The sequence below is a fragment of the Pedobacter aquae genome, assembly GCF_008195825.1.
In the GTDB taxonomy this organism is placed as follows: Bacteria; Bacteroidota; Bacteroidia; order Sphingobacteriales; family Sphingobacteriaceae; genus Pseudopedobacter; species Pseudopedobacter aquae.
Genome location: NZ_CP043329.1, coordinates 530,702 through 554,410 on the forward strand (window position 1 = coordinate 530,702; position 23,709 = coordinate 554,410).

The 23,709-nt window shown below is 33.2% G+C and carries 23 protein-coding genes and 2 pseudogenes; 10 read left to right on the forward strand and 15 right to left on the reverse strand.

Translation table 11 applies throughout. From position 1 onward, the window contains the following. Position 1: 1 nt before the first annotated feature. From FYC62_RS02435 to tgt, 4 genes are all read right to left on the reverse strand, one after another. Positions 2–2,854 carry a hypothetical protein gene (locus tag FYC62_RS02435; protein ID WP_149073777.1) on the reverse strand — a complete coding sequence of 951 codons (2,853 nt, stop codon included), beginning with the start codon at positions 2,852–2,854 and terminating at the stop codon, positions 2–4. Positions 2,855–3,561: 707 nt separating this feature from the next. Then, positions 3,562–4,461 carry a DMT family transporter gene (locus FYC62_RS02440; protein WP_149073778.1) on the reverse strand — a complete coding sequence of 300 codons (900 nt, stop codon included), beginning with the start codon at positions 4,459–4,461 and terminating at the stop codon, positions 3,562–3,564. A 2-nt stretch (positions 4,462–4,463) separates the two neighbouring features. After that, positions 4,464–5,558 carry an LptF/LptG family permease gene (locus FYC62_RS02445; RefSeq protein WP_205943758.1) on the reverse strand — a complete coding sequence of 365 codons (1,095 nt, stop codon included), beginning with the start codon at positions 5,556–5,558 and terminating at the stop codon, positions 4,464–4,466. After that, positions 5,559–6,689 carry a tRNA guanosine(34) transglycosylase Tgt gene (gene tgt, locus FYC62_RS02450; protein ID WP_149073779.1) on the reverse strand — a complete coding sequence of 377 codons (1,131 nt, stop codon included), beginning with the start codon at positions 6,687–6,689 and terminating at the stop codon, positions 5,559–5,561. Positions 6,690–6,912: 223 nt separating this feature from the next. Between tgt and FYC62_RS02455 the strand changes: the two genes are divergently transcribed. The 4 genes from FYC62_RS02455 to dprA are packed head-to-tail and all read left to right on the forward strand — an operon-like array spanning position 6,913 to position 10,376. Further along, positions 6,913–8,034 carry a glycosyltransferase gene (locus tag FYC62_RS02455; protein ID WP_149073780.1) on the forward strand — a complete coding sequence of 374 codons (1,122 nt, stop codon included), beginning with the start codon at positions 6,913–6,915 and terminating at the stop codon, positions 8,032–8,034. After that, entirely contained in the window at positions 8,025–8,639 is a 615-nt protein-coding gene (locus tag FYC62_RS02460) for an RNA polymerase sigma factor (RefSeq protein WP_149073781.1), read from the forward strand. Before FYC62_RS02455 ends, FYC62_RS02460 begins: the two co-directional genes overlap by 10 nt. After that, complete coding sequence (gene rsmG / locus FYC62_RS02465) at positions 8,629–9,261, forward strand: 16S rRNA (guanine(527)-N(7))-methyltransferase RsmG (RefSeq protein ID WP_039449361.1); 633 nt, start codon at positions 8,629–8,631, stop codon at positions 9,259–9,261. Before FYC62_RS02460 ends, rsmG begins: the two co-directional genes overlap by 11 nt. Before the next feature lie 26 nt (positions 9,262–9,287). After that, entirely contained in the window at positions 9,288–10,376 is a 1,089-nt protein-coding gene (dprA, locus tag FYC62_RS02470) for a DNA-processing protein DprA (RefSeq protein ID WP_039449358.1), read from the forward strand. Here dprA and FYC62_RS02475 read toward each other — a convergent pair whose 3' ends face one another. The 5 genes and pseudogenes from FYC62_RS02475 to FYC62_RS02490 form a co-directional block, all read right to left on the reverse strand. Then, complete coding sequence (locus FYC62_RS02475) at positions 10,377–10,880, reverse strand: SixA phosphatase family protein (RefSeq protein ID WP_149073782.1); 504 nt, start codon at positions 10,878–10,880, stop codon at positions 10,377–10,379. Continuing rightward, a complete protein-coding gene (locus FYC62_RS17755) occupies positions 10,873–11,223 on the reverse strand; it encodes a glycosyltransferase family 9 protein (protein ID WP_262713576.1) in 351 nt (116 codons plus the stop codon). Before FYC62_RS17755 ends, FYC62_RS02475 begins: the two co-directional genes overlap by 8 nt. Continuing rightward, complete coding sequence (locus FYC62_RS17760) at positions 11,205–11,906, reverse strand: glycosyltransferase family 9 protein (RefSeq protein ID WP_262713577.1); 702 nt, start codon at positions 11,904–11,906, stop codon at positions 11,205–11,207. Before FYC62_RS17760 ends, FYC62_RS17755 begins: the two co-directional genes overlap by 19 nt. Then, positions 11,906–12,513, reverse strand: a pseudogene (locus FYC62_RS02485) (DUF4254 domain-containing protein). The gene FYC62_RS17760 and the pseudogene FYC62_RS02485 overlap by 1 nt, the downstream one beginning before the upstream one ends. Before the next feature lie 10 nt (positions 12,514–12,523). Continuing rightward, positions 12,524–14,211: pseudogene (locus FYC62_RS02490) on the reverse strand (helix-hairpin-helix domain-containing protein). A gap of 88 nt (positions 14,212–14,299) precedes the next feature. Between FYC62_RS02490 and FYC62_RS16990 the strand changes: the two are divergent. Together FYC62_RS16990 and FYC62_RS02495 are read left to right on the forward strand one after the other, a co-directional pair. Then, positions 14,300–14,470: a hypothetical protein gene (locus FYC62_RS16990; protein WP_168199352.1), complete on the forward strand. Its 171-nt coding sequence runs from the start codon at positions 14,300–14,302 to the stop codon at positions 14,468–14,470. Further along, positions 14,457–14,756, forward strand: coding sequence for a PIN domain-containing protein (locus tag FYC62_RS02495; protein ID WP_205943759.1), 300 nt, complete (start codon positions 14,457–14,459; stop codon positions 14,754–14,756). Before FYC62_RS16990 ends, FYC62_RS02495 begins: the two co-directional genes overlap by 14 nt. Positions 14,757–14,841: 85 nt before the next feature. Here the strand turns inward: FYC62_RS02495 and FYC62_RS02500 are convergent, their stop codons facing one another. From FYC62_RS02500 to sppA, 3 genes are all read right to left on the reverse strand, one after another. After that, positions 14,842–15,546: a T9SS type A sorting domain-containing protein gene (locus FYC62_RS02500; RefSeq protein WP_149073783.1), complete on the reverse strand. Its 705-nt coding sequence runs from the start codon at positions 15,544–15,546 to the stop codon at positions 14,842–14,844. Next, entirely contained in the window at positions 15,543–15,839 is a 297-nt protein-coding gene (locus FYC62_RS02505; protein ID WP_149073784.1) for a hypothetical protein, read from the reverse strand. The genes FYC62_RS02500 and FYC62_RS02505 overlap by 4 nt, the downstream gene beginning before the upstream one ends. 85 nt (positions 15,840–15,924) lie before the next feature. Continuing rightward, the gene (gene sppA / locus FYC62_RS02510) at positions 15,925–17,685 is read right to left on the reverse strand and encodes a signal peptide peptidase SppA (RefSeq protein WP_149073785.1); all 1,761 of its coding nucleotides are present in this window, start codon (positions 17,683–17,685) and stop codon (positions 15,925–15,927) included. 22 nt (positions 17,686–17,707) lie between these two features. On the opposite strand from sppA, the gene folK reads away from it, so the two are divergent. Together folK and FYC62_RS02520 are read left to right on the forward strand one after the other, a co-directional pair. Then, positions 17,708–18,271, forward strand: coding sequence for a 2-amino-4-hydroxy-6-hydroxymethyldihydropteridine diphosphokinase (folK, locus tag FYC62_RS02515; protein ID WP_240534789.1), 564 nt, complete (start codon positions 17,708–17,710; stop codon positions 18,269–18,271). Further along, the gene (locus FYC62_RS02520; protein WP_149073786.1) at positions 18,264–18,635 is read left to right on the forward strand and encodes an Hpt domain-containing protein; all 372 of its coding nucleotides are present in this window, start codon (positions 18,264–18,266) and stop codon (positions 18,633–18,635) included. Before folK ends, FYC62_RS02520 begins: the two co-directional genes overlap by 8 nt. Here FYC62_RS02520 and purS read toward each other — a convergent pair. From purS to rho, 3 genes are all read right to left on the reverse strand, one after another. After that, positions 18,632–18,886 (reverse strand): phosphoribosylformylglycinamidine synthase subunit PurS, encoded by a 255-nt coding sequence (gene purS, locus FYC62_RS02525; protein WP_039449336.1) that lies wholly within the window; start codon positions 18,884–18,886, stop codon positions 18,632–18,634. The genes FYC62_RS02520 and purS overlap by 4 nt on opposite strands. Before the next feature lie 52 nt (positions 18,887–18,938). Then, positions 18,939–19,613 (reverse strand): CDP-diacylglycerol--serine O-phosphatidyltransferase, encoded by a 675-nt coding sequence (gene pssA / locus FYC62_RS02530; RefSeq protein WP_149073787.1) that lies wholly within the window; start codon positions 19,611–19,613, stop codon positions 18,939–18,941. An 88-nt stretch (positions 19,614–19,701) separates the two neighbouring features. Next, complete coding sequence (gene rho, locus FYC62_RS02535; RefSeq protein ID WP_149073788.1) at positions 19,702–21,291, reverse strand: transcription termination factor Rho; 1,590 nt, start codon at positions 21,289–21,291, stop codon at positions 19,702–19,704. Between the two features lie 234 nt (positions 21,292–21,525). Here rho and pyrF point away from each other — a divergent pair, with 234 nt between their 5' ends. After that, positions 21,526–22,356, forward strand: a complete 831-nt coding sequence (gene pyrF, locus FYC62_RS02540; protein WP_149073789.1) for an orotidine-5'-phosphate decarboxylase — start codon at positions 21,526–21,528, stop codon at positions 22,354–22,356. A 72-nt stretch (positions 22,357–22,428) separates the two neighbouring features. Then, positions 22,429–23,709: a DUF2851 family protein gene (locus tag FYC62_RS02545; RefSeq protein WP_149073790.1), complete on the forward strand. Its 1,281-nt coding sequence runs from the start codon at positions 22,429–22,431 to the stop codon at positions 23,707–23,709.

The window sequence follows — 23,709 nt, forward strand, 5'->3', positions numbered from 1 at the left end:
ATCAATAATTTAAAATCAAACCAAATTCGAATATCGGTTTTTTGTTGATGCTTTCTTCAGCAGGCATAATAATTTTTGTCCCGAAATCTACATTGGGCAGGTAAAATCTCAGGATATTCAAATCCGTTCTCAACTCTGCACCATAAGACCTCAGCCCATTTCCTTTTCCTATGTTTTCAAAATCAGTAAAAATACCACCTTTAAAACGTTTGATATAAGCAAGCGGTCCAACTTCCCAATCGGGGTAAGCAATAGGGAAACGGTAATCAAGCAAGAAAGAATTATGCAACCTGTCTAGTGCAGGTAAATTAAGAAAGCCGCTTGCTCTAGCAATATCAGTATTAAACCTATAAACACCGCTGTTGCTTTGCCAGTTAAAGTTAAGCTGTAAGCTGTGGTTGCTAAACAAGCCGGGTGTATTCACAAAAGTTTTTAAAATGAGGTTGCTGCCATCAAAATTACTGTCAAAGGGTAAATGCTCATACAAAATATTGAAGTTTAACAGCCAAGGCGTAGCTAAATCTCTCTCGCTTCTTAAAGTCCCTAAGCCCATAAAAAATTGGTATTTCATAGGGAAGCTTATTTGCATAGGGAAATTATTGGGTTGTAAACTTAAATTGTATCTGCTGGTATAACCGCTACTGATGTTAAAGCCTGTAGAAAAACCTTTGTTTAGCCAATTGGTAGCAAAAGGAATAGTGATGCCAAAATTACTTACATGTTCTCTCCAGGTGAAAGGTACCACAGTTTCTCCGTTGGGTCTAATCAATCTTACAGAACTAAATCTTCCACGGTTTTCATAATCGGCAGTAAAAATAGGGTAGTATTTTTTAAAGCTTACCGTAGCTCGGTATTCGCTGTTTCTTAATCCAAAATTATAAGCATATCCTACGGTTGATGAAAAAGTATTGAGCTTGTTGTCTGATGCCAAATCAAAACCAATTACGTATTGATTGTCTATTTCGCTTTCTGTATTTGTAGGTCTTAAACTGTGGAAATAAAACAAGTGAGCTGCTTCTTTATAGGGTTTAATTGGATATTCCTTTTCAGGGATGTCTTGAAAAACGTTACAAGTGTTTTCCTGCGATATAAGCGGTTTAAAATATTGAAGGAAGTTATCGGGCTCTTTGTCCCTTAAAGTTGATTTAGCGCTATTTAAATCAATGGATACGATGCGATGGCCGGTATGTTGGTAATCGCTAAAATATAATTTTTGATTTTTAGGGTCATAAGAAGGTTGGTAAGCACCAAATTGCGCATCGCTAATTCTGCTTATTGCTTTTGTGCTCAAATCAAAACTGTAGATATTATCTGTACCGTTAAAGTGCGCTTTAAAAAGAATTTGCTGTTTGGCAAACGTAGGTCTAGATATTAATTGCCTTACCGGAGCAAATAATTTTTCTATAGCGCCATTTTCTAAATCATAAACCAATAAGGTTTTGCCATCTTGGTTTAAAGCTGTTACCACTACTTTTTTACCTGCATCATCATATTGTGGCGTTTGTAAAATATAGTTTTGGGGGTTTGGATAGCTTTTTAACTCTTCTCCATTTTGTGCACTTAGCTCAACCAAAGAAAATTGATTGTCATAACTCACCTTTACCACGATAATTTTTTTGCCATCGGCAGATAGGGCAGGAGAGAAGTATCTGCTCTTATGGGTTAACTGTTTAAAAGTTTTGTCTTTGAGGTTATAAATACAAATAACATTAAAAGATTGCTTGCCATATCTTTTATCCTGACGGTATTCATCCCAAACCAACAGATTAGCTGCATAATGCAAATTAGGCTCTAACTGAAAACCTATTCTTAAAAGTGTTTCTTCTTTTTTGTTTTTGATAAGCGTGATAGCAGGTGTTTCTGCATACGACTTTTTGATGCATACCAAATCGCCTTCTGCTGTTAGGTAAGGCAACTGATAAAAAGTAGGTATTTGAGCTTCTTCATGGTAAGCTGTTTGGTATAGGGTTTTACCCGATGAATCTGACTGCTTTGCCCAAAGCGAGTCTAGTTCTTGCATGGTGTTTTTGTAAAGCTGAGAAGTGCCTATGCCAGCATGCTTTTTTAAGGATGATGTGAAGTTATAAGGACGTATAGGAAAGCGAGCCATTCTGCTTAAAGTTTTATCTAAAATTTGCTCGCCAAAATCTCTTCTCATTTTGCTCGTGAGGAAGTATCCTAAGGTGTAATAATTGGGGACTATATCCTTAAAAGAACCTAGGTAATTTTTAGAATAGGAGTAGTGTTTATTGCTACCTAAGTTAGTTCTTAAAGCAAGTTCAAAATAAGGTTGTCTGCCTCTTCCCCCTGGACTTAAAACTGTCTCCGTAACAACCGCATCTCCTTCAAAAAACCAAGGTGGTAAATTGATGCCGAAGAGCGCCAATTTTAACTCTTCAAAAATGGGAGCTCCTAAACTCGGTACCAATTTATCAAACTGCACAACGTGTCTTAGCTCATGCAAAGCTAGGCCATTTAACCAGTCTTGTGAATCAAATTCCTGAGATGGGATAGTGTAAAACTCTGACCTTCTTGGGGCCATTTGTACAAAGCCATTGGATACCACGCCACGGTTCTGTAAGATGATGGAAATAGGTTTGGGTTTACGACCTAAAGACTTGCTAACATCATTAATCATTTTCTCTAGCAAATTAGCCATTCGCTGCGCATCTTGTTCTAGTGGGGTAGGGTAGATGATTTGGAACTGTGGGGTGTTAATTTGGTTGAACTTTACACTTGGTGGGTTTTGTTCGCTACTAAAAAGCTGCCCAAAAACCATATATGAATTAAAAGTTAATATAAATATACTTAATGTATTGATTATAAGTTTCTTATTGTATTTTAATGATTTCATTAAATCTTTATGCTAATTTTTTTAGTATTAAGGTTTTTTTAATTTTATATTTACTTGAATTTTATATTCATTTAAAATTTATAAGTATCTGATTTTAAATTTTATATATTTATTTATATAAAATCATACATAAGATGTTTTTCTGTTTTATAATGTCTATTTTTCATCAAAATAGGCCTCTTTTTATCTTTCCAATATAGGCTTTTTAAATCATTAAAAAATACACTAAGAAGAAGTTTTGATGTTCTTTTTCATCGCTTAAGGAAGCGCTAAAAATTCTCATTTTTCAAAAATTGTATACGAAATGGCAAAGCTATTTAGTTTAACGCCACGCTCCTGTACTCTTGTTTTTCGTTATTTTTCTTTTTGGATGAGCTAAAAAATAAGCTCAATTTGAAATTGCTATACTTGAATTTAATAAGCATTATTAGGAGTACTTAGTGTATTTTGATTTTGTTTTTTTCATGACGAATTAAACAAGGTAAATATTCCAAAGAGCTTTATTATATCTTCCTAACTCGTGGTGTAAAAAGAAAAAAGGAACTTAGGAATTAGCTTCTCTAAAGCGGTAACACCAGTAGTCGTCTCACTTAATAGTGGCGTTAAGATTGTCTAAAATTAAGCTCATGAAAGAAGATACCTTATGAGAAATAGAGGTCAAACTAAGTCATGAAACTGCGAAAGAAATAGGAGATCAATAGCCTTTTTTAAGGATGTAAGTTCTTGCTTAATTGTCTTTTTTCGAGTTGGGTTTTTACAATGGGATATAAGAAGATGGTAGCTAAAATAATGCTTGCTCCGACGTAAAATCCGTTGGTCATTTGCTCGTCTTTACCGAAGATAAACAAGGCTAAAATGATAGCATAAACAGGCTCTAAATTGGTGATTAAAGCTACCCTAAAAGCGCTCAATTCCTTCATCACCATTACCCCAGCTACATAAGCTACAGAGGTACAAATGGTACCTAAAATCAGTAAATAAACGATGTCTGAAAGGTCTAAAATCATGGCTTTTGTATAGCCATTTGTAAGTAATAAATAGAAAGAAATCCAACAGAAAGCACCTATCAATTCGTAATAAGTAATAACTGTAGCTGCTCTATTTTTAACTTGTTTAGCGTTGATAATAGAAAAAATACTGGCACAAAAGGCACTAGAAATACCCATTATAATACCTGTTTCGTACTCGGTTTCGAACTTAAAAATCATGTAAATACCTACAATAATTAGAAATCCAACCAAAATTTCCAATTTGGAAACAGATTTGGAGCTAAATAAAGGCTCTAGAACGGCTGTAAATAATGTTAGGGATGAAAGGCACACCATAGCAACGGATACGGTAGAGGCTTTAATAGCGCCAAAAAACAAGATCCAGTGTAAACCAACTATTCCACCAGTTAAAAAAAGCTTGATAAATTGTTCCTTATTAACGCTAAAATTTATCTTTTTATACTTAAACCAAAGGTATAAAGAGCTAAAAGCTATCAATACCCTATACCATGTTAAATGGGTTTCATTAATAGAAATAAGGGCCCCTAAAATGGCCGTAAACCCCCACACAAATACGGTTAAGTGTAAGATTAAGACATTGCTTAGCTTAAATTTCATGATTATTTTGGCGCTTTGATAGCTAAATATACACCTAAAAGCGCAAAAATTATATTAGGTATCAGCACAGCTACAATAGCAGGTAAGCCTCCTTTAAGGGCAAAAACGTTAGCAAATTGTATGAAAAGGATGTAAACAAAACTCAATAAAATACCTAAACCAAGGGGTAAACCTACACCGCCTCTTACTTTTCTTGATGATAAAGCTACACCAATTAAGGTTAAAACATAGGTAGAGAAAGGGTAGGTCCAGCGCTTATATTTCTCTAATTCTAGGTTCACCATAACACCTGTGCCTCTTATTTTTTCTTTTTCTATCTTATCATTAAGCTCCCAATAGTTCATGGCAGAGTATATGTTATCTCTGATATCAAAATCTATAGGTTTCATATCTAAGGTGGTATCTTTCTCTAAACCTTTTTCCATACGTTCTTTTAAGCCATCAACATGTCTGATGCTGTAGTTTTGGATTTTCCATTTTCTTGATACGGAGTCCCAGCTTATTCTATCGCTTATGAGCTTGGATTTTAGCTCTTTATCTTTAAACTTTTCTAAAGAAAAACGATAACCCGTATTGCTTAGGTTATCAAAAGATTCCATATAGATATAAGTATTTTCATCTAGTTGTAGGTGTACGTTTTCTCTAGATGTATCTTTTATTTTAGTATAGGTATTTTCGAAATTTATCATCAACCTATTGGTTTCAGGGATGATAAATAAATTGAAAATCATGTTTACAATGAAAATAACCGTAGCAGCAATGAAATAAGGGCGTAAAAATCGATTAAAACTTGCTCCACCGCTTAAAATAGGAACAATTTCTGTTTGGTCGGCCATTTTAGCCGTAAAGAAAATAACAGAAATGAAGTTGATTAAAGGCGATAAAAAGTTGAGATAGAAAGGAATAAATCCGCCATAATACTCAAAAACAATCTGGCTGATGGTTGCCTTGCTTTTTAAAAAATCATCAAGCTTTTCAGATATATCAAATACCACAGAGATGACAACAAAAATCCCTAAGGTAAAAACAAAAGTTCCTAGGTATTTCTTAATGATATACCAGTCTATCAGCTTGATGTAATTGTCTAAAAATTTCATTTATAGTCTTTGAGCGAGCGCTTTAACCATTTTATTTTTCCAGTCGTAAAACTCTCCTGAAATAATTTTTTCTCGAGCTTCTTTTACCAACCAAAGGTAAAAATGTAAGTTATGCAAAGTAGCAATTTGTGCGCCTAATATCTCTTTAGAATGGATTAAATGCCTTAAATAAGCTTTAGTATAAAATTGGTCAGAAAATAAATCGCTATCGGGGTCAATAGGAGAGAAATCATCCTTCCATTTCTCATTTTTGATATTGATGAAACCATGCCTGGTAAATAACATGCCGTTTCTAGCATTTCTGGTAGGCATTACACAGTCAAACATATCAATACCTAAAGCAATATTTTCCAATATATTAATAGGTGTACCCACACCCATCAGGTAACGTGGTTTGTCTTGAGGAAGTATTTCGCATACCACCTCTGTCATTCCATACATTTCCTCGGCTGGTTCACCAACAGAAAGTCCGCCAATAGCGTTTCCTTCGCGGTTTTGTTCGGCTATAAATTCAGCAGATTTTCTCCTTAAATCTTTATAAACAGAGCCTTGTACAATAGGGAATAAGGTTTGCGAATAGCCGTATTTAGGTTCTGTAGTATCAAATCTATCAATACAACGTTTCAACCAACGATGCGTCATATCTACAGATTTTCTGGCATAAGTATAATCACAAGGATATGGTGTACACTCATCAAAAGCCATAATGATATCTGCACCGATGGTTCTTTGAATATCCATCACATTTTCTGGCGTAAACAAGTGCTTAGAGCCATCAATATGCGATTTAAAAGTAACGCCTTCTTCTCTTATCTTTCTTACCTCTGTTAAAGAATACACTTGGTAGCCACCGCTATCGGTTAAAATAGGTAAATCCCAACCGTTAAATTTGTGTATACCTCCAGCTTTTTCTATTACATCTAAACCTGGTCTTAAGTAAAGGTGATAGGTGTTTCCTAAGATAATTTGGGCTTTAATATCATCTTTTAGCTCACGCTGATGCACCGCTTTTACCGTACCAGCAGTACCAACAGGCATAAAAATTGGTGTTTGAATAGTTCCGTGGTCTGTTGTTATTTCTCCTGCTCTGGCTTTTGATAAAGGATCTTGCGCTGCTAATTTAAACTTCATTAATGGTGTTGATGATAAAATACCTGCAAAAGTAACAAAAAATAAAGCATTTTAGGATAAGCAAAGGGCAGGTGTAAGTCAATTTTAATTTAGAAGAGACCATAAATAAATTTTAATTTCGCTTACGATGATGTTCATTTTTATGAAACAAAATATCAGGATGTTAAACAAAAGTTTGATTTTTAGCTAAATTTGAGAACTTTGCAAATCTTATTCAATTATATTGGAAGCTTATTTATATTATACTTTATTAATTCTGCTGCAAGTTGCCTTTATCATCCAATTATATTATTTATGGATTGTTCAGCATAAATTTATAGCCTATACCATTCCAGAAGTAGTAAATAGCAGCAATCAAAAAGTTTCTGTTATCATTTGCGCTAGAAACGAAGCTCAAAATTTGAAAGAAAATTTACCCCTTATCTTTCAACAAAAGGGATTAGATTATGAAGTCGTGGTTGTAAATGATTGCTCATCAGACCAAAGTGATGAGGTTTTAAGAGTATTACAGGCTCAATATCCAAACTTAAAAGTAGTTGTAAAAGAAGAACATCCACGTTTTAAAACCGGTAAAAAGTTTGCTGCTACTTTAGGTATTAAGGCGGCAAGTAACGAAATATTAGTTTTTACTGATGCAGATTGTAAACCCACTTCTGATTATTGGTTGGTTAATGTATGCCAGCATTATGATAAACCTCAAACAGAAATTGTATTGGGTTTCTCTCCTTATGAAAAGAAAAGCGGCTTTTTAAATAAGCTTATCAGGTATGAAACCTTCCAAACAGCGCTTAATTATTTCTCTTTTTCCCTTTCGGGAGATGCTTATATGGGCGTAGGCAGGAATTTATCTTATAAAAAGTCGTTGTTTTTTAAAGGAAAAGGTTTTGCCGCACACATGCATATTCCCTCTGGTGATGATGATTTATTTGTAAACCAAAACGCTACATCTTCTAATACCACGATAGAAATAAGACCAGAAACACACCTATTAAGCGAACCTAAGCTTACATGGAAAGCCTACTGGAATCAAAAAATGAGACATTTAGGTGCGGGGAAGTTTTATAAGGCATCGCATCAAAAGAAATTAAGCATTCAAGTTATTTCTGCAATTTCTTTTTATATCCTTTTGATAGCTTGTTATGCGCTTCAAATAGAGGTTGTATTGATAAGTGTTTTATTGTTTTTGAGACTATTAGCTCAAATTTTTATCTTTTATAAAGCTATGCTTAGGTTAAAAAGTAAAGATTTAATATATTGGGTACTCATTTTAGACTTATTCTATTACATATACCTTAGCATTTTAAGCATAAGAGGCTTGTTTAGAAAGAAAATTGTATGGAAATAAATCCAAACTTTTCAGAAAATGCCAGAAACGACTATCATCTGGTCATAAGCGCTAAAACAGGCAGCCAAAAGGCCTATGCAGAGCTCATGCATCGTTATAAAGATTCTATCTACTTTATGGTGTTAAAGATGGTTAATAATAAGGATGATGCAATGGATTTAACCGTTTCTACCTTTGCTAAAGCTTTTGAAAATCTTGAAAAATATAAACCAGATTTTGCTTTTAGTACCTGGTTATTTAGAATAGCTACCAATAGTAGTATAGATTTTATTAGGAAAAAGCGTTTGCAAACAACTTCTTTAGATAGTTTTTCTAATGAAGATGGTGAAGAAAGGATTTTTGAAATCAAAAGTGATGTTTTAAACCCCGAAGAGTCATCTATAAAAAAGCAACAAACAGAGCAATTAAAAGAAATTGTAGATAAGCTTCCAATACGCTATAAAACATTAATCATATTGCGTTATTTTGATGAACTATCTTACGAGGAAATTTCTGTACAATTAGATTTACCTTTGGGGACGGTAAAAGCTCAGCTCTTTAGAGCCAGAGATTTATTATCAAACATATTAAATAAAAGAAAAAAAGACCCTGGTAGTGACTTCTAGTATTATATCTCAATATTTTCCGGATTTATCCGATATCCAAAAGCAACAATTTGATCAGTTGTTTGAGTTGTATTCTTTTTGGAATGCCCAAATAAATGTTATTAGCCGTAAGGATATAGATTTATTGTATGAGCGTCACATCTTACACTCATTAGGTATCGCTAAGGTTTATGCTTTTAAACCTGGTCAACATGTATTAGATGTGGGTACAGGAGGAGGTTTTCCGGGCGTACCCTTAGCTATTTTATTTCCTGAAACCGAGTTTTTATTGGTTGATTCTATAGGAAAGAAAATAAAAGTAGTGAATGAGGTAGCGCAAGGTATTGGCTTAAAAAATTTAAAAGCTGTACATAGCAGGGCCGAGCAAATTAACCAAAAGTTTGATTTCATTGTTTCCAGAGCGGTAACACAGCTTAAAGATTTTTATCCTTGGATACGAGGTAAGTTTAAAAAGCAAAATACCGAGGGTTTAAAAAATGGAGTTCTTTATTTAAAGGGTGGCGATTTAACTCAAGAACTTCAAGAATCTGGACTTAAACAAATCAAACTTTATCCCTTACAAGATTATTTTAAAGAAGAGTTTTTTGAAACCAAATATGTAGTTTATTTGCCAGCACAATAATTTTTTACCTAAATCTATTTTAAAACATGCTCTACGAAATTGGCCTAACCTTAATAAAAGGTATAGGAGATGCTACTATCAAAACTTTATTAAGCTACTGCGGTAGTCCAGAAGAAATATTTAAAACCAGTAAGCAGCACTTAGAGAAAATACCCGGTATAGGTTCTAAAACTGCCGATTTAATTATCCATCATACCTCTTTTGATAGGGCAGAAAAAGAGCTAAAATTTATCGAAAAATATAAAATACAACCTATTTTCATACAGTCTGCTGATTATCCAAAAAGATTAAAAAGCTGTTATGATGCCCCTGCCATGTTGTATTTTAAAGGTAATGTAAAGCTTAATCAACAAAAAGTTATAGCTATTGTAGGTACTAGAAATGCCACAGCCTATGGCAAACAGTTTTGTGATAAATTAATCAGTAGTTTAAAACATCATCAAATTTTAATAGTAAGTGGTTTGGCTTACGGGATAGACATTGCCGCACATAAAGCCTCATTAGAAAACGAAACCAATACCATTGGCGTGTTAGGGCATGGTTTAGATAGGATTTATCCGGCTTTACACCGCCCCATTGCAGAAAAAATGATCCATCAAGGAGGTTTATTAACCGAGTTTAGATCAGAAACTAATCCAGACCGACCAAATTTTCCTAAGCGAAATCGTATTATAGCCGGTATGGCTGATGCCACTTTGGTGGTAGAAGCTACCAAAACAGGCGGTGCACTCATCACTGCGGAGATTGCCAATTCTTATAACCGAGATGTTTTTGCTGTACCTGGTCGTGTAGATGATGAACTTTCTGAAGGCTGTAATTTCTTGATTAAAACCAACAGAGCACATTTACTAGACCGCGTAGAAGATTTAGAATACATCATGGGATGGGATAAAGATGAAGTGCAACCTGTAAAGCAACTTCAAATTTTACCTCATTTGAATAAAGATGAAGAGAAAATTGTAGCTATTATAAAAGACTGTAATGCTATAGCTATAGATGATTTACAAGTTAAATTAGATATGCCACAAAGTAAGTTGGCTATGCTGTTGTTAAATTTAGAGATGCAATCCGTTATTATATCTTTACCCGGTAAGGTGTATAAAATGAATCATTAATTACACTTCAAAAGGGTTTTTAGGATAATCAAAAAGGAGCATATTACCGGTGCTTTTACTCACCATTTTCCAACTATCTAAAGGAAATTCTATCAGAACCATACCACAGGTGGGTATATTGTAAAGGTCTGCATTGCTGAGGTATACAGCTAAATCAGTAATGCCATTGTTGTGACCAAAAAGTGCTATAAAATCATGCTCATCATTAAATTGATTCACAATTTTTAGTAATGTTTGATGATTGGCTTCGTAAATTCTAGGCTCTTGTTTAATTTCCGTTTCCGGATATTGAATTTCTTTAGCTATAAGTTTACAGGTGGTGATGGCTCTTAAAGCCGGACTAGAGACCAATTGCTGAGGGATCAATGTTCTAGAAACAAGTCTTTTACCCATTTCTGGAGCGTTTAAAAAACCTCGGTTATTTAACGGACGATCAAAATCTTTTGTATTTGCTGCACCCCAATCAGATTTGGCATGTCTTACAATGAGGAGCTTTTTAGACATTGTTTAATGTTTTTATAGTTTTAGCAATGATTACTGCTGGTTCAATACCATTTAAACAGGCTAAATCGCCTCTGAAACAAGGTTTATTTCCATAAACTGAGCATGGCCTACAATATAATTCTTGTTGTATACAATTTTCTTCTGTTTGCCCAAAACCTAAAAAGCCTGCGTATGGATGCGTTGCTCCCCAAATTGAAATTACCTTAACACCTTTTAAGGAGGCTAAATGCATGCCAGAAGAATCCATGCTTATCATGATATCTAAATTTGAAATGAGTTTTAGCTCATCTTCAATTTTAATTTTACCAATGGTAGAAATGGTGTTTAAATATTTTTTTCCCATTTTTCTGCTACTTCTTTTTCCTTTTCTCCGCCACCAAATACAAAAATCTTATAATCTTTAGAAGTTAAGCCTGCAATTACGGCTTCCATTTTTTCTAGGGGATAAATTTTTTGTTGATGTTGTGCAAAAGGAGAGATACCTATCCATTTTGTGTTTTCTTTTTCTCCAGAAACATCTAAAATACCTTTATGAAGCAATTCTTTGGTGTTAGATAACTCATTAGAAATAGCTGATTTTAATGATAGTAGCTTAAAAACCTCTGTGTATCTTTCCCACATAGGTTGTAAAGGCTTCAATTTTTTATCTATTTGGCTTGTTAAATCTGCTTTTTCTTTTCTTCCCTTGTCTAGATGTACGATTTTTATACCTGAAAATCTAAAAAATAGACAAATTATTCTTGATCTTAAATTGAAATGAAGATCTGCAATATCTGTAATTCCTAATGCTTTAAGTTCTCTAAAAAGTTTAAATAAGCCAATTATACCTTTATAATTGTTAGGCTTAAAAGGATAAAATTCAAAATTGATGATACCATGAAAGAAAGGCTCAAACAATGGTTTTGAGAGATAAATAAAATAAGTTTCTTGGTTTTGTAAAGCTATTTGCTTAACAATTGGAGCTGTCATAGCAACATCTCCCATTGCTGATAGGCGAATAATAAGGATTTTTCTCCTTTTACCCATTATTTAGAATTAAGATTATAAAGAACAGGATTTAAAGAAGGGTCATTATACATTTTAAGTTGTTTGTAAACTTTCATGTACTTGTCACCATTTTCAATATCTACGATAAGCTCATCAATAGATTGAGATAAATCTATTCTTTGTTGAAGCAATACATCAAGCTTTTTTGGCAATTTTCACGATGCTCAGCAGATGCATCTTGTCTTTCAGCTTCTTCCTGCATGTGGTAAATTTTTAAAGCTAAAATAGACAACCTATCTATAGCCCAAGCGGGGCTTTCTGTATTTATTTTTGCTGAAGATTTTGGCCTTACTTCTTTAAATTTTTCTAAAAAATAGCTATCTATAAATTCTACTAAATCTGTTCTAATTTGGTTTTGTGCGTCAATTCTGCGTTTCCAGTTTAAACCGTCTAGAGGGGCAATATTTGGATTACGAACAACATCTTCCATATGCCATTGTGCAGTATCAATCCAATTTTTGGTATACAATAAATTTTCAATGGTATGCGCTGGATATGGATTTGCTTGGTTAAAGTCTATCTCATCATGAACATGATAATCGTTAATAGATTGCTGAAATATTTTATTACACAAATTACTAATCATTACTATAATTTTATTGTTTTAATGATGGGATATTAGACTTCTTAAAATAACTATCTATAGCTGCTAAATTAAAAGAATTTAAGCACATTTCTTTGGTTAAACCACCTTTTCTGGCTACATATACACCATAATGCATATCATAAAAACCTTCATTGCGGTGGGCATCAGGGTTAATAGCTAACAAAACTCCTTTTTCTAAAGCATATTGATGCCATCTCCAATCTAAATCTAAACGTAAAGGATTTGCATTAATTTCTATTGCTACTTGGTTTGCAGCACAAGCATCAATAATTTTTTTAAAATCTAAAGGGTAACCGCTTCTGCTTAATAATAAACGGCCTGTAGGGTGACCTAAAATAGTGGTATATGGGTTTTCTATAGCTTTTATTAAACGTTGAGTAGCTTTTTCTTCATCCATTTTTAGATTTGAGTGTACAGAAGCTACAACAAAATCAAATTTGGCTAATATTTCATCAGGATAATCTAAACCGCCGTCTGATAAGATATCTGATTCTATGCCTTTGAAAATTTTAAAAGGAGCTAATTTTTGATTTAGCTTTTCTATTTCTTCGTGTTGCTGTAAAACACGCTCTATACTTAATCCATTAGCATAAACAGCTGTTTTTGAGTGGTCGCACAAACCTAGATACTCAAGTTTTAGTGTGTCTCTGCAATAAAGTGCCATTTCTTCAATACTATGTACCCCATCACTCCAGGTACTATGGTTATGCAAAGTGCCTTTTAAATCAGCATAAGTAATTAAAGAAGGTAATTGTTTAGTTTGCGCTAAAGCTATTTCGTTTAAATCTTCTCTTAATTCTGGTTCTATATAAGCTAAGCCAGCAGCTTCATAAACAGCAGTTTCTGTAGGGTATTGATTTTGGTTAGCAGGTAAAAGCGCTTTAACTTTTTCTACATGAGCATTAACTCCGGTAGTTTCAAATAAACAATAAGCTAAAGTGGTTTCATCTGCTTCAAAGCATTTTATAGTTAGGCTGTTCTCGTCTTTAAATCTGATGCTCTTAGGTGTAATTTCAAGATTAGAGATGCCTTCTAATTGTTGAATTTTATCCGTGAAAAGTTTAAAATCCGCATTAACAATGATAAATGAAAGCTCGTCTATAATTTCACACTTTCTTCTAAACTCTCCGGTAATTAATATTTCAGTAGCATTGCTGAGTTTAACCAATAAATCTTGGTATTGCGCAACGATAGGTTCTAAACGGGCATATAAAAACGGCCGTTACTAGCCATTTTAAATTCAATAGCTTTTTTAATTTCCTCTTGCGTTTTTAGACCAAATCCTTTTGCCTCTATTAAACGGTTTTCGTTACAAGCGTAATATAATTCGCCTACGTTTTCAATACCTAAGGTTTTCCAGATGATGATGATTTTTTTTGGACCTAAACCTTTAATGCTCAGCATATCTAAAATCCCGATAGGGGTGATAGCAACCAAATCATTTAATTCTTTTAAGCCTCCAGTATTAAAAAGTTCAATAACTTTAGTAGCTATACTTTTTCCTATACCGTCAATTTTATCTAGCTCATCATGTGCTTTATCTTTTAATTTAAATGGAAGTTTATCAACCTTAAAAGAAGCATTGGCAACAGATTTTATTTTAAATGGATTTTCTTCATGAAGCTCCATCAATTGTGCTAATAACTTTAAGGTTCTAGATATTTCTTTATTTTCCATGTTTATTTAAAAAGATACCAAAGGTAAGATAATGGAGCAAAACAATAGAAAATAATGTGCTGCATTTTGAAACACCAAACTTTTATATTTGAGTATGGTAACGATTATTAACAAAGGAACTCCTCTAGAGGAGATTAAAAAGCAGATAAATACTGTTGTTGCGAAGAAAAAAAATAACATCAAGAAATTTGCTGGAACAGTGAAGTTAGATGTAGATCCTATGGAGTGGCAAAATAAATTAAGAGATGAGTGGAGATAAGCTTTTTATCGACTCTAATATCTTGTTGTATTTTCTTAGAGGAGAAAAGGAGATTGTAGAAATTATATCTGAAAAGGAATTGGTGATTTCTTTTATAACGGAGTTAGAGCTGCTTTCTTTTTCTAGTTTATCTACTTCCGATGAGAAAAATATCAAGGGACTCTTAAAAAATTGCCAAATCATCAATCTTAATGAAGAAATTAAAGATTTAACAATAGAGCTTAAAAGAAAATACAAGTTGAAACTTCCTGATGCAATTATTGCAGCTACTGCTTATTTATTTTAATTTACCTATTATAACCGCTGATAAACAATTTAAACAAGTTGAAGAATTAGAAGTAATTATCTATCAATTTTAAATTTCATTAAAATTATTTCCTTATCACTTTAAAAACTTCAGGTTCTTTATTAACATACTCAACTTGAAGTATATATAAACCTGGGGCTTCATCTATATAAAAATCTGCTTGTTGTTGCCCAACTTCAAAAAGTTTACTATGCTTTTGTAAAACCGCCCCATTTAAGTTTGTGATGGTAAATTTTACAATTCCTTTTTCTGGGTTGTAAAAGCTTAATTTAAAGTCGCTCTTAAAAGGATTAGGAAAAACTATAGCATGCTGAGTAGTACTAAGCATATTTTCTTTCTTGATTATTGAAACATCTTGAGATGAAGCCGTTTTGACGCTATCAAGATTAGGTTTTAGACTAGCCAATTGTTTTTCATTTCCGAGCTGTTTAATAATCAAATCATCTATTTCCCATACCGATTTTAAGCATTGCTGTATACCAACATGAGAACCTTTGACGGGATTAATTTTATGTGTTAAAACTGTAGTATTATTTATTTTGACGGTTAAAAGCTCGTTTTCTTGTTGAATTTCATAAGTGTTGCTCTTGGTTTTATCAAAATTTTGATTTCTCAGAATATGGGATATATCTTTATAAACCATATAATTCCAAGCATTATTAAAGAAAGCTAACCTGATTTTACCTTTAAAATCAAAATCAACTTGAAATATTTCTCGGCTGTTTCCTTTTTCTTGGGTAATGGCATTTCCCCATTGGAAATCTATCATATCTGTATGGTCTCCACCACTGATAAAGTTAGCTTTAAAGAAAATAGAAAAGTTTTTATCAGCATTAAATCCTTTAATGTTCTGCGTTTGCCACTGACAACCCCGGTTGGTAAAGTTGATAAACTTCTTTTCAAGTTTAAGCTTTCCGTTGAGGATGGATACTTTAAAATCTTTATTGTCTTTAATTTTCCATTGGTTAGTATTATCCTTAAAACTTTCTTTAAAGATGATTTTTCTTGAGCAACAGCTTTGTTAAAAAAGAAAATGAAGAGGATAGGTAAAAATGTTTTCATAGGTTTATTGAGTTCTATAGGGTGTTAAAATAAAAAATCCCCTTAATAAAATCATTAAGGGGATGATGGAAATTTGTAATTTTCTTTATTCAACCACCAAATTATAAGGCATTTTTGCTTGTATACCTCTCATTTGGGTAATTTCTTTGATGTTTTTATAGTGAATATAGCTGTCGCCTAATTCTTGTTTAACAAAATAGGTTTTGATGTTCTCTCCAGATTTATCTAAGAAACCTAAAAGACCTTCTTTTTTCTCTGGATAGTTTACAATTCTATACTCTTTAATTTTAGCTTTTTTAGCAGCAGCTTTAATAGCATCTTCAATATGTCCTATACGGTCTACCAAACCTAATTTTACGGCTTGTTCGCCTGTCCAAACGCGACCTTGCCCAATGCTATCTACATATTGCTGAGAAATTTTTCTGCCATCGGCAACTCTTTTGGTGAAATCGTTATAAGTACGGTTTACTTCTTTCTGTAAAAGCATTTTTTCTGCTCCAGTTAAAGGCCTTGAAATATTACCTAAATCTGCATATTCACTGGTTTTTACACCATCAAAAGTTACCCCAAGTTTCTCATTAAAGAAACCTTTCATGTTAGGTAAAATCGCAAATACACCTATAGATCCTGTAATGGTATTGGGTTCTGCAAAGATAGAATCAGCAGCACAAGCAATATAATAACCGCCAGATGCAGCATAATCTCCCATGGTAACCATAATAGGTTTAACTTTTTTAGTCAATACCACTTCTCTCCAAATAACATCAGATGCTAAAGCACTACCACCTGGGCTGTTTACTCTTAAAACAACAGCTTTAATTTTGTCATCTTCACGGGCTTTTCTTAATGCTCTTGATACAGTTTCAGAACCAATGGTGTTTTCGTCGCCCTCGCCACCCATAATATCTCCGTTAGCATAAACTACTGCAATTCTGTCTTTTGCAGTGCTGGTATTTTTGATAGATGAAACATAGTCTGATAAGCCAATGGTGGTTAAATCATCTTTTAAATCTGTTTTGGTTAGTTTTTTTAATTCTGCCAATACTTCATCTTTATACTTTAAGGCATCAACCAATTTAAGTTTAACGGCATCCTCAGGAGAACGAGATTGTAATTGATTAGCAATTGCATATACGCTATCTTGTGGTATTTTTCTGCTAGTGGCTATTCCTTTAGTGAAATTTTCAAATAAAGAACCTAGCAAAGCAGTCATTTGTTGCTTATTAGCATCGCTCATACTTTCTAAAATAAAAGGCTCAACAGCACTTTTATAGGTTCCTACTTTAATAATTTGTGGTTCAATAGCTAGTTTTTCTAAAGCACCTTTAAAGAAGCTAATTTGAGAACTAAAACCTTTAAGCTCTAAAATACCTTGTGGGTTTAAATAAACTTTATTGGCTACTGATGCTAAATAATAAGAACCTTGACTGTAAACTTCACTATAAGCAATGATGAATTTACCAGATTTTTTGAAGTTTATCAGCTCATTTCTGATTTCTTCCATGGTAGCCATACCCGTTGAAACATAGCTTACATCCAGATAAATGCCTTTTATTTTATCATCGTCTTTAGCATTTTTGATGCTTTTCAGGATATCATTTAAACCTAATACTTTTTCACTTTTTAAAGGGCCAAAATCTACATCCTCAAAAGGATTAGCTTCTGAACGTTCTGTGATAGGAAAGTTGAGGTTTACATAAAGAATGCTATTTTCTTTTACTTCAGCTGTTTTCTCTGTACTACTTACCAATGCGGTAATCCCTCCAATAACGATAACAGTAAATATGAGTAATGTTAGGAAGAAACCTAACATAGATGCGAAAACAAATTTGAAGAATTGTTTCATAAAAAGAATTATTGTTTTAACTATGCAAAATACAAATATAAGTTTTAGACAAGCAAGGTTTTCATTTGTTACAACATTTATGTGTCAGGTTTACTTGGGTTTAGGTACAAATTTAGGAGATAGGTTAAAAAACTTAGAAATAGCTATTACTTCTATTGCAGAAAAAGTTGGGGAACCTTATGCTTACTCTTCAATTTATCAAACAGCGGCTTGGGGCAATACCAATCAGCCAGATTTTTTAAATATGGTTATTGGTGTTAAAACAAATCTTAAGCCTGAAACTTTACTGGAAACTACCCAACAAATAGAATTACAAATGGGTAGGGAGCGTAAAGAGCATTGGGGAGAACGTATTATAGATATTGATATATTGTTTTATGAAGAAATAGTTTTACTTTCAAGTAACCTTTCTATTCCTCATCCGTATATTGCTGATAGAAAATTTGTTTTAGCGCCTTTAATAGAGCTGATTTCGGATTTTAAACATCCCATTTTAAAACAAACAGTAGCAGAATTGTATTTAAACTGTAAGGATAGGATGGAGGTAGAAAAAACAAGCTTTAAAATAAATTATTTACATGGATAATAATCAAATTATTATTGACCTTTCATATTTAAGAGAAGTGGCTAGTGAAAATACAGAATTTATGGTGGAGATGATTGATATATTTCTCGACCAAACGCCAGGTTATTTAAGTAGTCTGAACGATGCTATTGAAAGTAAAAATTGGCAGAAAATCGCTGAATCAGCGCATAAAATAAAACCAACATTGGGCTTTATGGGGATAGAATCTGCCAGAGAAACTATGGCAGAAATAGAGTTGAATGCCAGTAAACAAGAGGATTTTGAAAATATAGTTTTAAAGTACAACCAAATGCAAGAAGTCTTTAAAACTATATTTATTAAATTGGAAGAGAAGAAGCAAGAGCTTCTTGCTCAGGATAATTAAATTTCTTTAATATCGAAATTATAGCTTTCCATAATAAGGTTAGCTAAAAGTTTTTTACAAGCTGTTTCTACTTTTTCAGAAGCAGCTTCTTTGTTTTCTGCCTCTACTTCTAAAGTAATATGTCTGCCAATTCTTACATTGCTAATTTCTGGAAGACCCAAATTTTTCATGCTTCCGGTTACTGCTTTACCTTGAGGGTCAAGAATCTCTTTAAGAGGCATTACATCAATCTCTGCTAAAAACTTTTTCATCTTATTGTTTAAGGGTAATATTTGATTTAAGCTCTTCACTTAACCAAAGAATTTAATTTTTTAAATTACTAAAATGTACTTGTGATAATATGATATACCAAACCAAAATAAGCGGTATGGCGGCAAATTTAAGAAAAGCAAGGCATACAATTGAAATAATCAGGAAAATGAATTTGTATTGATTTTCTTTCCATCGTAAGTTGCTGATTTTCATCGAGAATAATCTTATCTCGCTAACCAAAAGCCAGCTCAGGATAAGCGTTAAACCTAGTAAAAACCAAGGGTTGCTTACAAAAGCAAAGCTATCTGCCAAATAAGGTAAAGATATAACTAGAAAAGTATTCATAGGTGTATTTAAGCCTATAAAATCTTCTGTTTGGCGTTCATCTACATTAAATTTAGCTAATCTTAAAGCAGAGAAAACGGTTATTAAGAAACCAACATAGGGTAAATAAGGGATAGATGCACCTTGCAACATCTGATAAATAATAACACCTGGTAAGAAACCAAAGCTAATCACATCGGCAAGAGAATCTAGCTCTTTACCTATTTCTGATTTTACATGAAGCAAACGAGCTGCAAAACCATCAAAAAAATCAAAGATTCCTGAAAGAATAACAAAAAAGGCAACCGTTTTAAGGTCGCCATTAAATGCATAAATGATTCCTATACAACCAGAAAAAAGGTTGGCACAGGTTAACATATTAGGAATGTGTTTTTTTATCATTTTTTAGAGGATAAAGGAGTAAGGAATAAAGATAAAAGACTTATGGTCCTTATTCCTCGTTCCTTGTTCTTTAATCTTTTTTCTCTATTTAGCTATTCATGGATACTAAAAACTCTTCATTAGATTTTGTACCTCTAACCTGAGTAAGCAAGAATTCCATCGCTTCCTGAGAGTTCATATCTGCCAAGTGGTTTCTTAAAATCCACACTCTTTGTAGCGTTTCTTTATCTAATAATAAATCGTCTCTTCTGGTGCTTGATGCTGTAAGATCAATAGCAGGGAACACACGTTTGTTAGATAGTTTTCTGTCTAATTGAAGCTCCATGTTACCCGTTCCTTTGAATTCTTCAAAGATAACTTCATCCATTTTAGAACCTGTATCTGTTAATGCAGTTGCTAAAATAGTTAAAGAACCACCGTCTTCTATATTTCTTGCTGCTCCAAAGAATCTTTTTGGTTTGTGTAAAGCGTTAGCATCAACACCACCAGAAAGTATTTTACCCGAAGCTGGGGCTACCGTATTGTAAGCTCTTGCTAAACGCGTGATAGAATCTAGTAGGATAACTACATCGTGGCCACACTCTACCATTCTTTTTGCTTTCTCTAAGACGATGTTGGCAATTTTAACGTGTCTTTCAGCAGGCTCATCAAAGGTTGATGAAACAACTTCTGCTCTTACGTTTCTTGCCATATCCGTAACCTCTTCTGGACGCTCATCAATCAACAAAATAATTAAATAAACTTCTGGATGGTTAGCCGCAATAGCATTGGCAACTTCTTTAAGCAAGTTTGTTTTACCTGTTTTAGGTTGTGCTACAATTAAACCACGTTGGCCTTTTCCTATGGGTGTAAACAAATCCATAATTCTGGTAGAGTAATCTCCAGGTTTGGTGAATAAGTTTAGTCTTTCTGAAGGGAAAAGTGGTGTTAAGTAATCAAAAGGAACACGGTCTCTTACCTCTGCAGGTACTCTTCCGTTGATAGATTCTACCCTTACCAATGGGAAATATTTTTCGCCTTCTTTAGGGGGTCTTATACTTCCTCTAACGGTATCTCCTGTTTTTAAACCAAAAAGTTTAATTTGAGATTGTGATACATAAATATCATCAGGAGAAGTTAAATAGTTATAGTCAGAAGATCTTAAGAAACCATAACCATCAGGCATAATTTCTAATACACCTTCATTGGTGATGACATTATCAAAGTCAAAAGCAGATTCTTGTGCTCTTTGTCTGCCATTATGAGTTGGTGTTCTGTCTTTTTGATTTTTCTGATCAATTTTAGCTTCTTGAGGAATAGCTTCTGTATTTTCTGCTACAGCTACTTCTGCCACAACTTCTTCTTTAGGAGCTTTTTCTGCCACAACTTTTTCGACTTTAACAGGCTCTTGATGATCAAATAAAGAAACCTCTTGAGCTGGACTTAAATCTTTCTTAGATTTTAATTCTACAGCACCAGCTTTAACGGTACGAGCTCTTTTTTTAGGTTTTTCTTCTGTAACAACGGCATCTTCTACCAAACCTGCAGATTTTGCAGCAGTAATTAATTCGTGTTGTTCTTTGATTTTGGTAATCAATTCTGCTTTACGCAATTCTTCGGTATTGTCTACTCCAAAGCTTTTTGCGATTTCACGTAGCTCTGAAACAAGCTTGTCGTTCAATTCGTTTATATCAAACATTCAAAATGAATTATGTTCAAGGATTTTTATTGTTAGAATTTACCCCTTAAGCTTTTGTTAAGATTTCTAAGATTTGATATTAGAAAAACTAATTAAAAAATCCGTAGACGAGGATAAATCGAGATTTCTTTGCAATTGTAGATATTTATTTTTTAAGTTCAAATTTTTTTCCAATTATTTTTTAAAATACTCAGCTTATTTTTAACAAATTTGCAGCCAAAACCAAAAGAGGTCATGAATAAAGCAGCAATTATAAAAGCAATTAAAGAAAAAAAATCTTTTTTAAGTATTGGCCTCGATACAGATATCACTAAAATTCCTAAACATTTACTTAGCTACGATAATCCTGTTTTAGAATTTAACAAGCAAATTATTGATGCAACTGCAGACCTTTGTATTTCTTACAAGATTAATACTGCTTTTTACGAGTGTAATGGTTTAAAAGGCTGGGAATCTTTAATTAAAACCTACCAATACCTACCTAAAAATACATTTTCTATAGCCGATGCTAAAAGAGGCGATATAGGAAATACATCTTCTATGTATGCTAAAGCCTTTTTTGATGAAAGTGCCTCTGAAATGAGTTTTGACTCTGTAACGGTTGCGCCTTATATGGGAAAAGATTCTGTGAGTCCGTTTTTAGCTTTTAAAGACAAATGGGTTATTCTATTGGCTTTAACTTCTAATGAAGGTAGCCATGATTTTCAGCGTTTAAAAGACCATGATGCCATGTTGTTTGAGCATGTCATCAAAAAATCCCAAGAATGGGCAACAGATGAAAATATGATGTATGTGGTTGGTGCTACCAGGGGAGAGGCATTTTTAGAAATCAGAAAACATGCGCCTCATCATTTTCTTTTGGTACCAGGTGTTGGTGCACAAGGAGGTTCTTTAGCAGATGTATGCAAATACGGGATGACCACAGACTGCGGTTTGATTGTTAATTCTTCCAGAGCTATCATTTACGCATCAAACGGAGAAGATTTTGCAGAAGCAGCAAGAGAGCAAGCCTTATTGGTACAACAAGAAATGGCTGCCGAACTTCAAAAAATAGGCATCAGCTAAACAAATAAAATTTTCTTTATTAGAAATTGGGAACGTTATTTTATTTAAAAAATAATAATCTTAATTTTAACTATGCTTCACTATGAAAAAATACTTCATTATATATGGAGGTTCAGGTTATTTAATTTCCATGATTTAAGTACATCTAAAGGAGATTTAGTAGAAATTATTCATCCAGGTAATGCTAATGTTGATGCTGGTCCGGATTTTTATGATGCCAAAATAAAAATAGGCGATACGCTGTGGGCAGGAACAGTAGAGATACATTTATCCTCATCAGACTGGTTAAAGCATCAACACCAACATGATAAAGCTTATGATAATGTTATTTTACATGTAGTTTGGGATGATGATATTGCCATACAACGTACTGATGGAACTTTTATCCCAACTTTAGCTTTGAAAAATAGGGTTGAAGAAGCAACCATCCAGAAAATAGAAGGGTTAGCTTTTAGTAATCAGCCCATTCCGTGTGCCCAGCAGCTTAAACTGGTTGATGAATTTTATATCAAGCAATGGCTAGATAGGATGTTGGTAGAAAGGTTGGAAGAGAAATCTGCTTATTTTGAAGCGCTTCATAAGCAAGTAAAAGGAAGTTGGGAAGATACTTTTTATATAGGATTAGCAAGAAGTTTTGGTTTTAAAGTAAACAGTTTGCCTTTTGAGTTATTAGCCAAAAATCTGCCTCAGCAAATATTAGCCAAGCATAAACAAAATAGCTTACAGATAGAGGCTTTAATTTTTGGAATGTCTGGTTTATTGCATGAGCGTTACCAAGATGAATATCCGAAGAAGCTGAAAATAGAATTTGATTTTCTTCGTCAGAAGTATCAGTTAAATCCTTTAGAGCCATCGGTTTGGAAATTTTCCAAAACAAGGCCCGATAATTTTCCAACCATAAGATTGGCACAGTTCGCGGCTTTAATTAATCAATCTCAGCATTTATTTTCTAAAGTAACAGAAACCTCAGGTATTAAAGCTTTAAAAGCTTTGTTTAGTCATTTAAATGTACATCCTTATTGGTTAAATCATTATTTGTTTGATGAAGAAGCTGTAAAAGCATCAAGAAATATTGGTGATTCTTCGGTTAACCATATCCTTATCAATACCATTGCTCCTTTATTATTTTATTATGGAAAGCAAATATCAAATCCTAAATTTGCTGATAGCGCAGCTACATTACTTGAAAACATTAAGGCCGAAAAAAATGTTATCGTAAATAATTTTACCCATGTAGGCCTGAAAATTGCAAGTGCTTCTGAATCACAAGCAGTTATACAATTAAAAAAATACTATTGTGATGAAAAAAAATGCTTAAATTGTGGCATTGGAATTAAAATTTTAAAAGTGTAA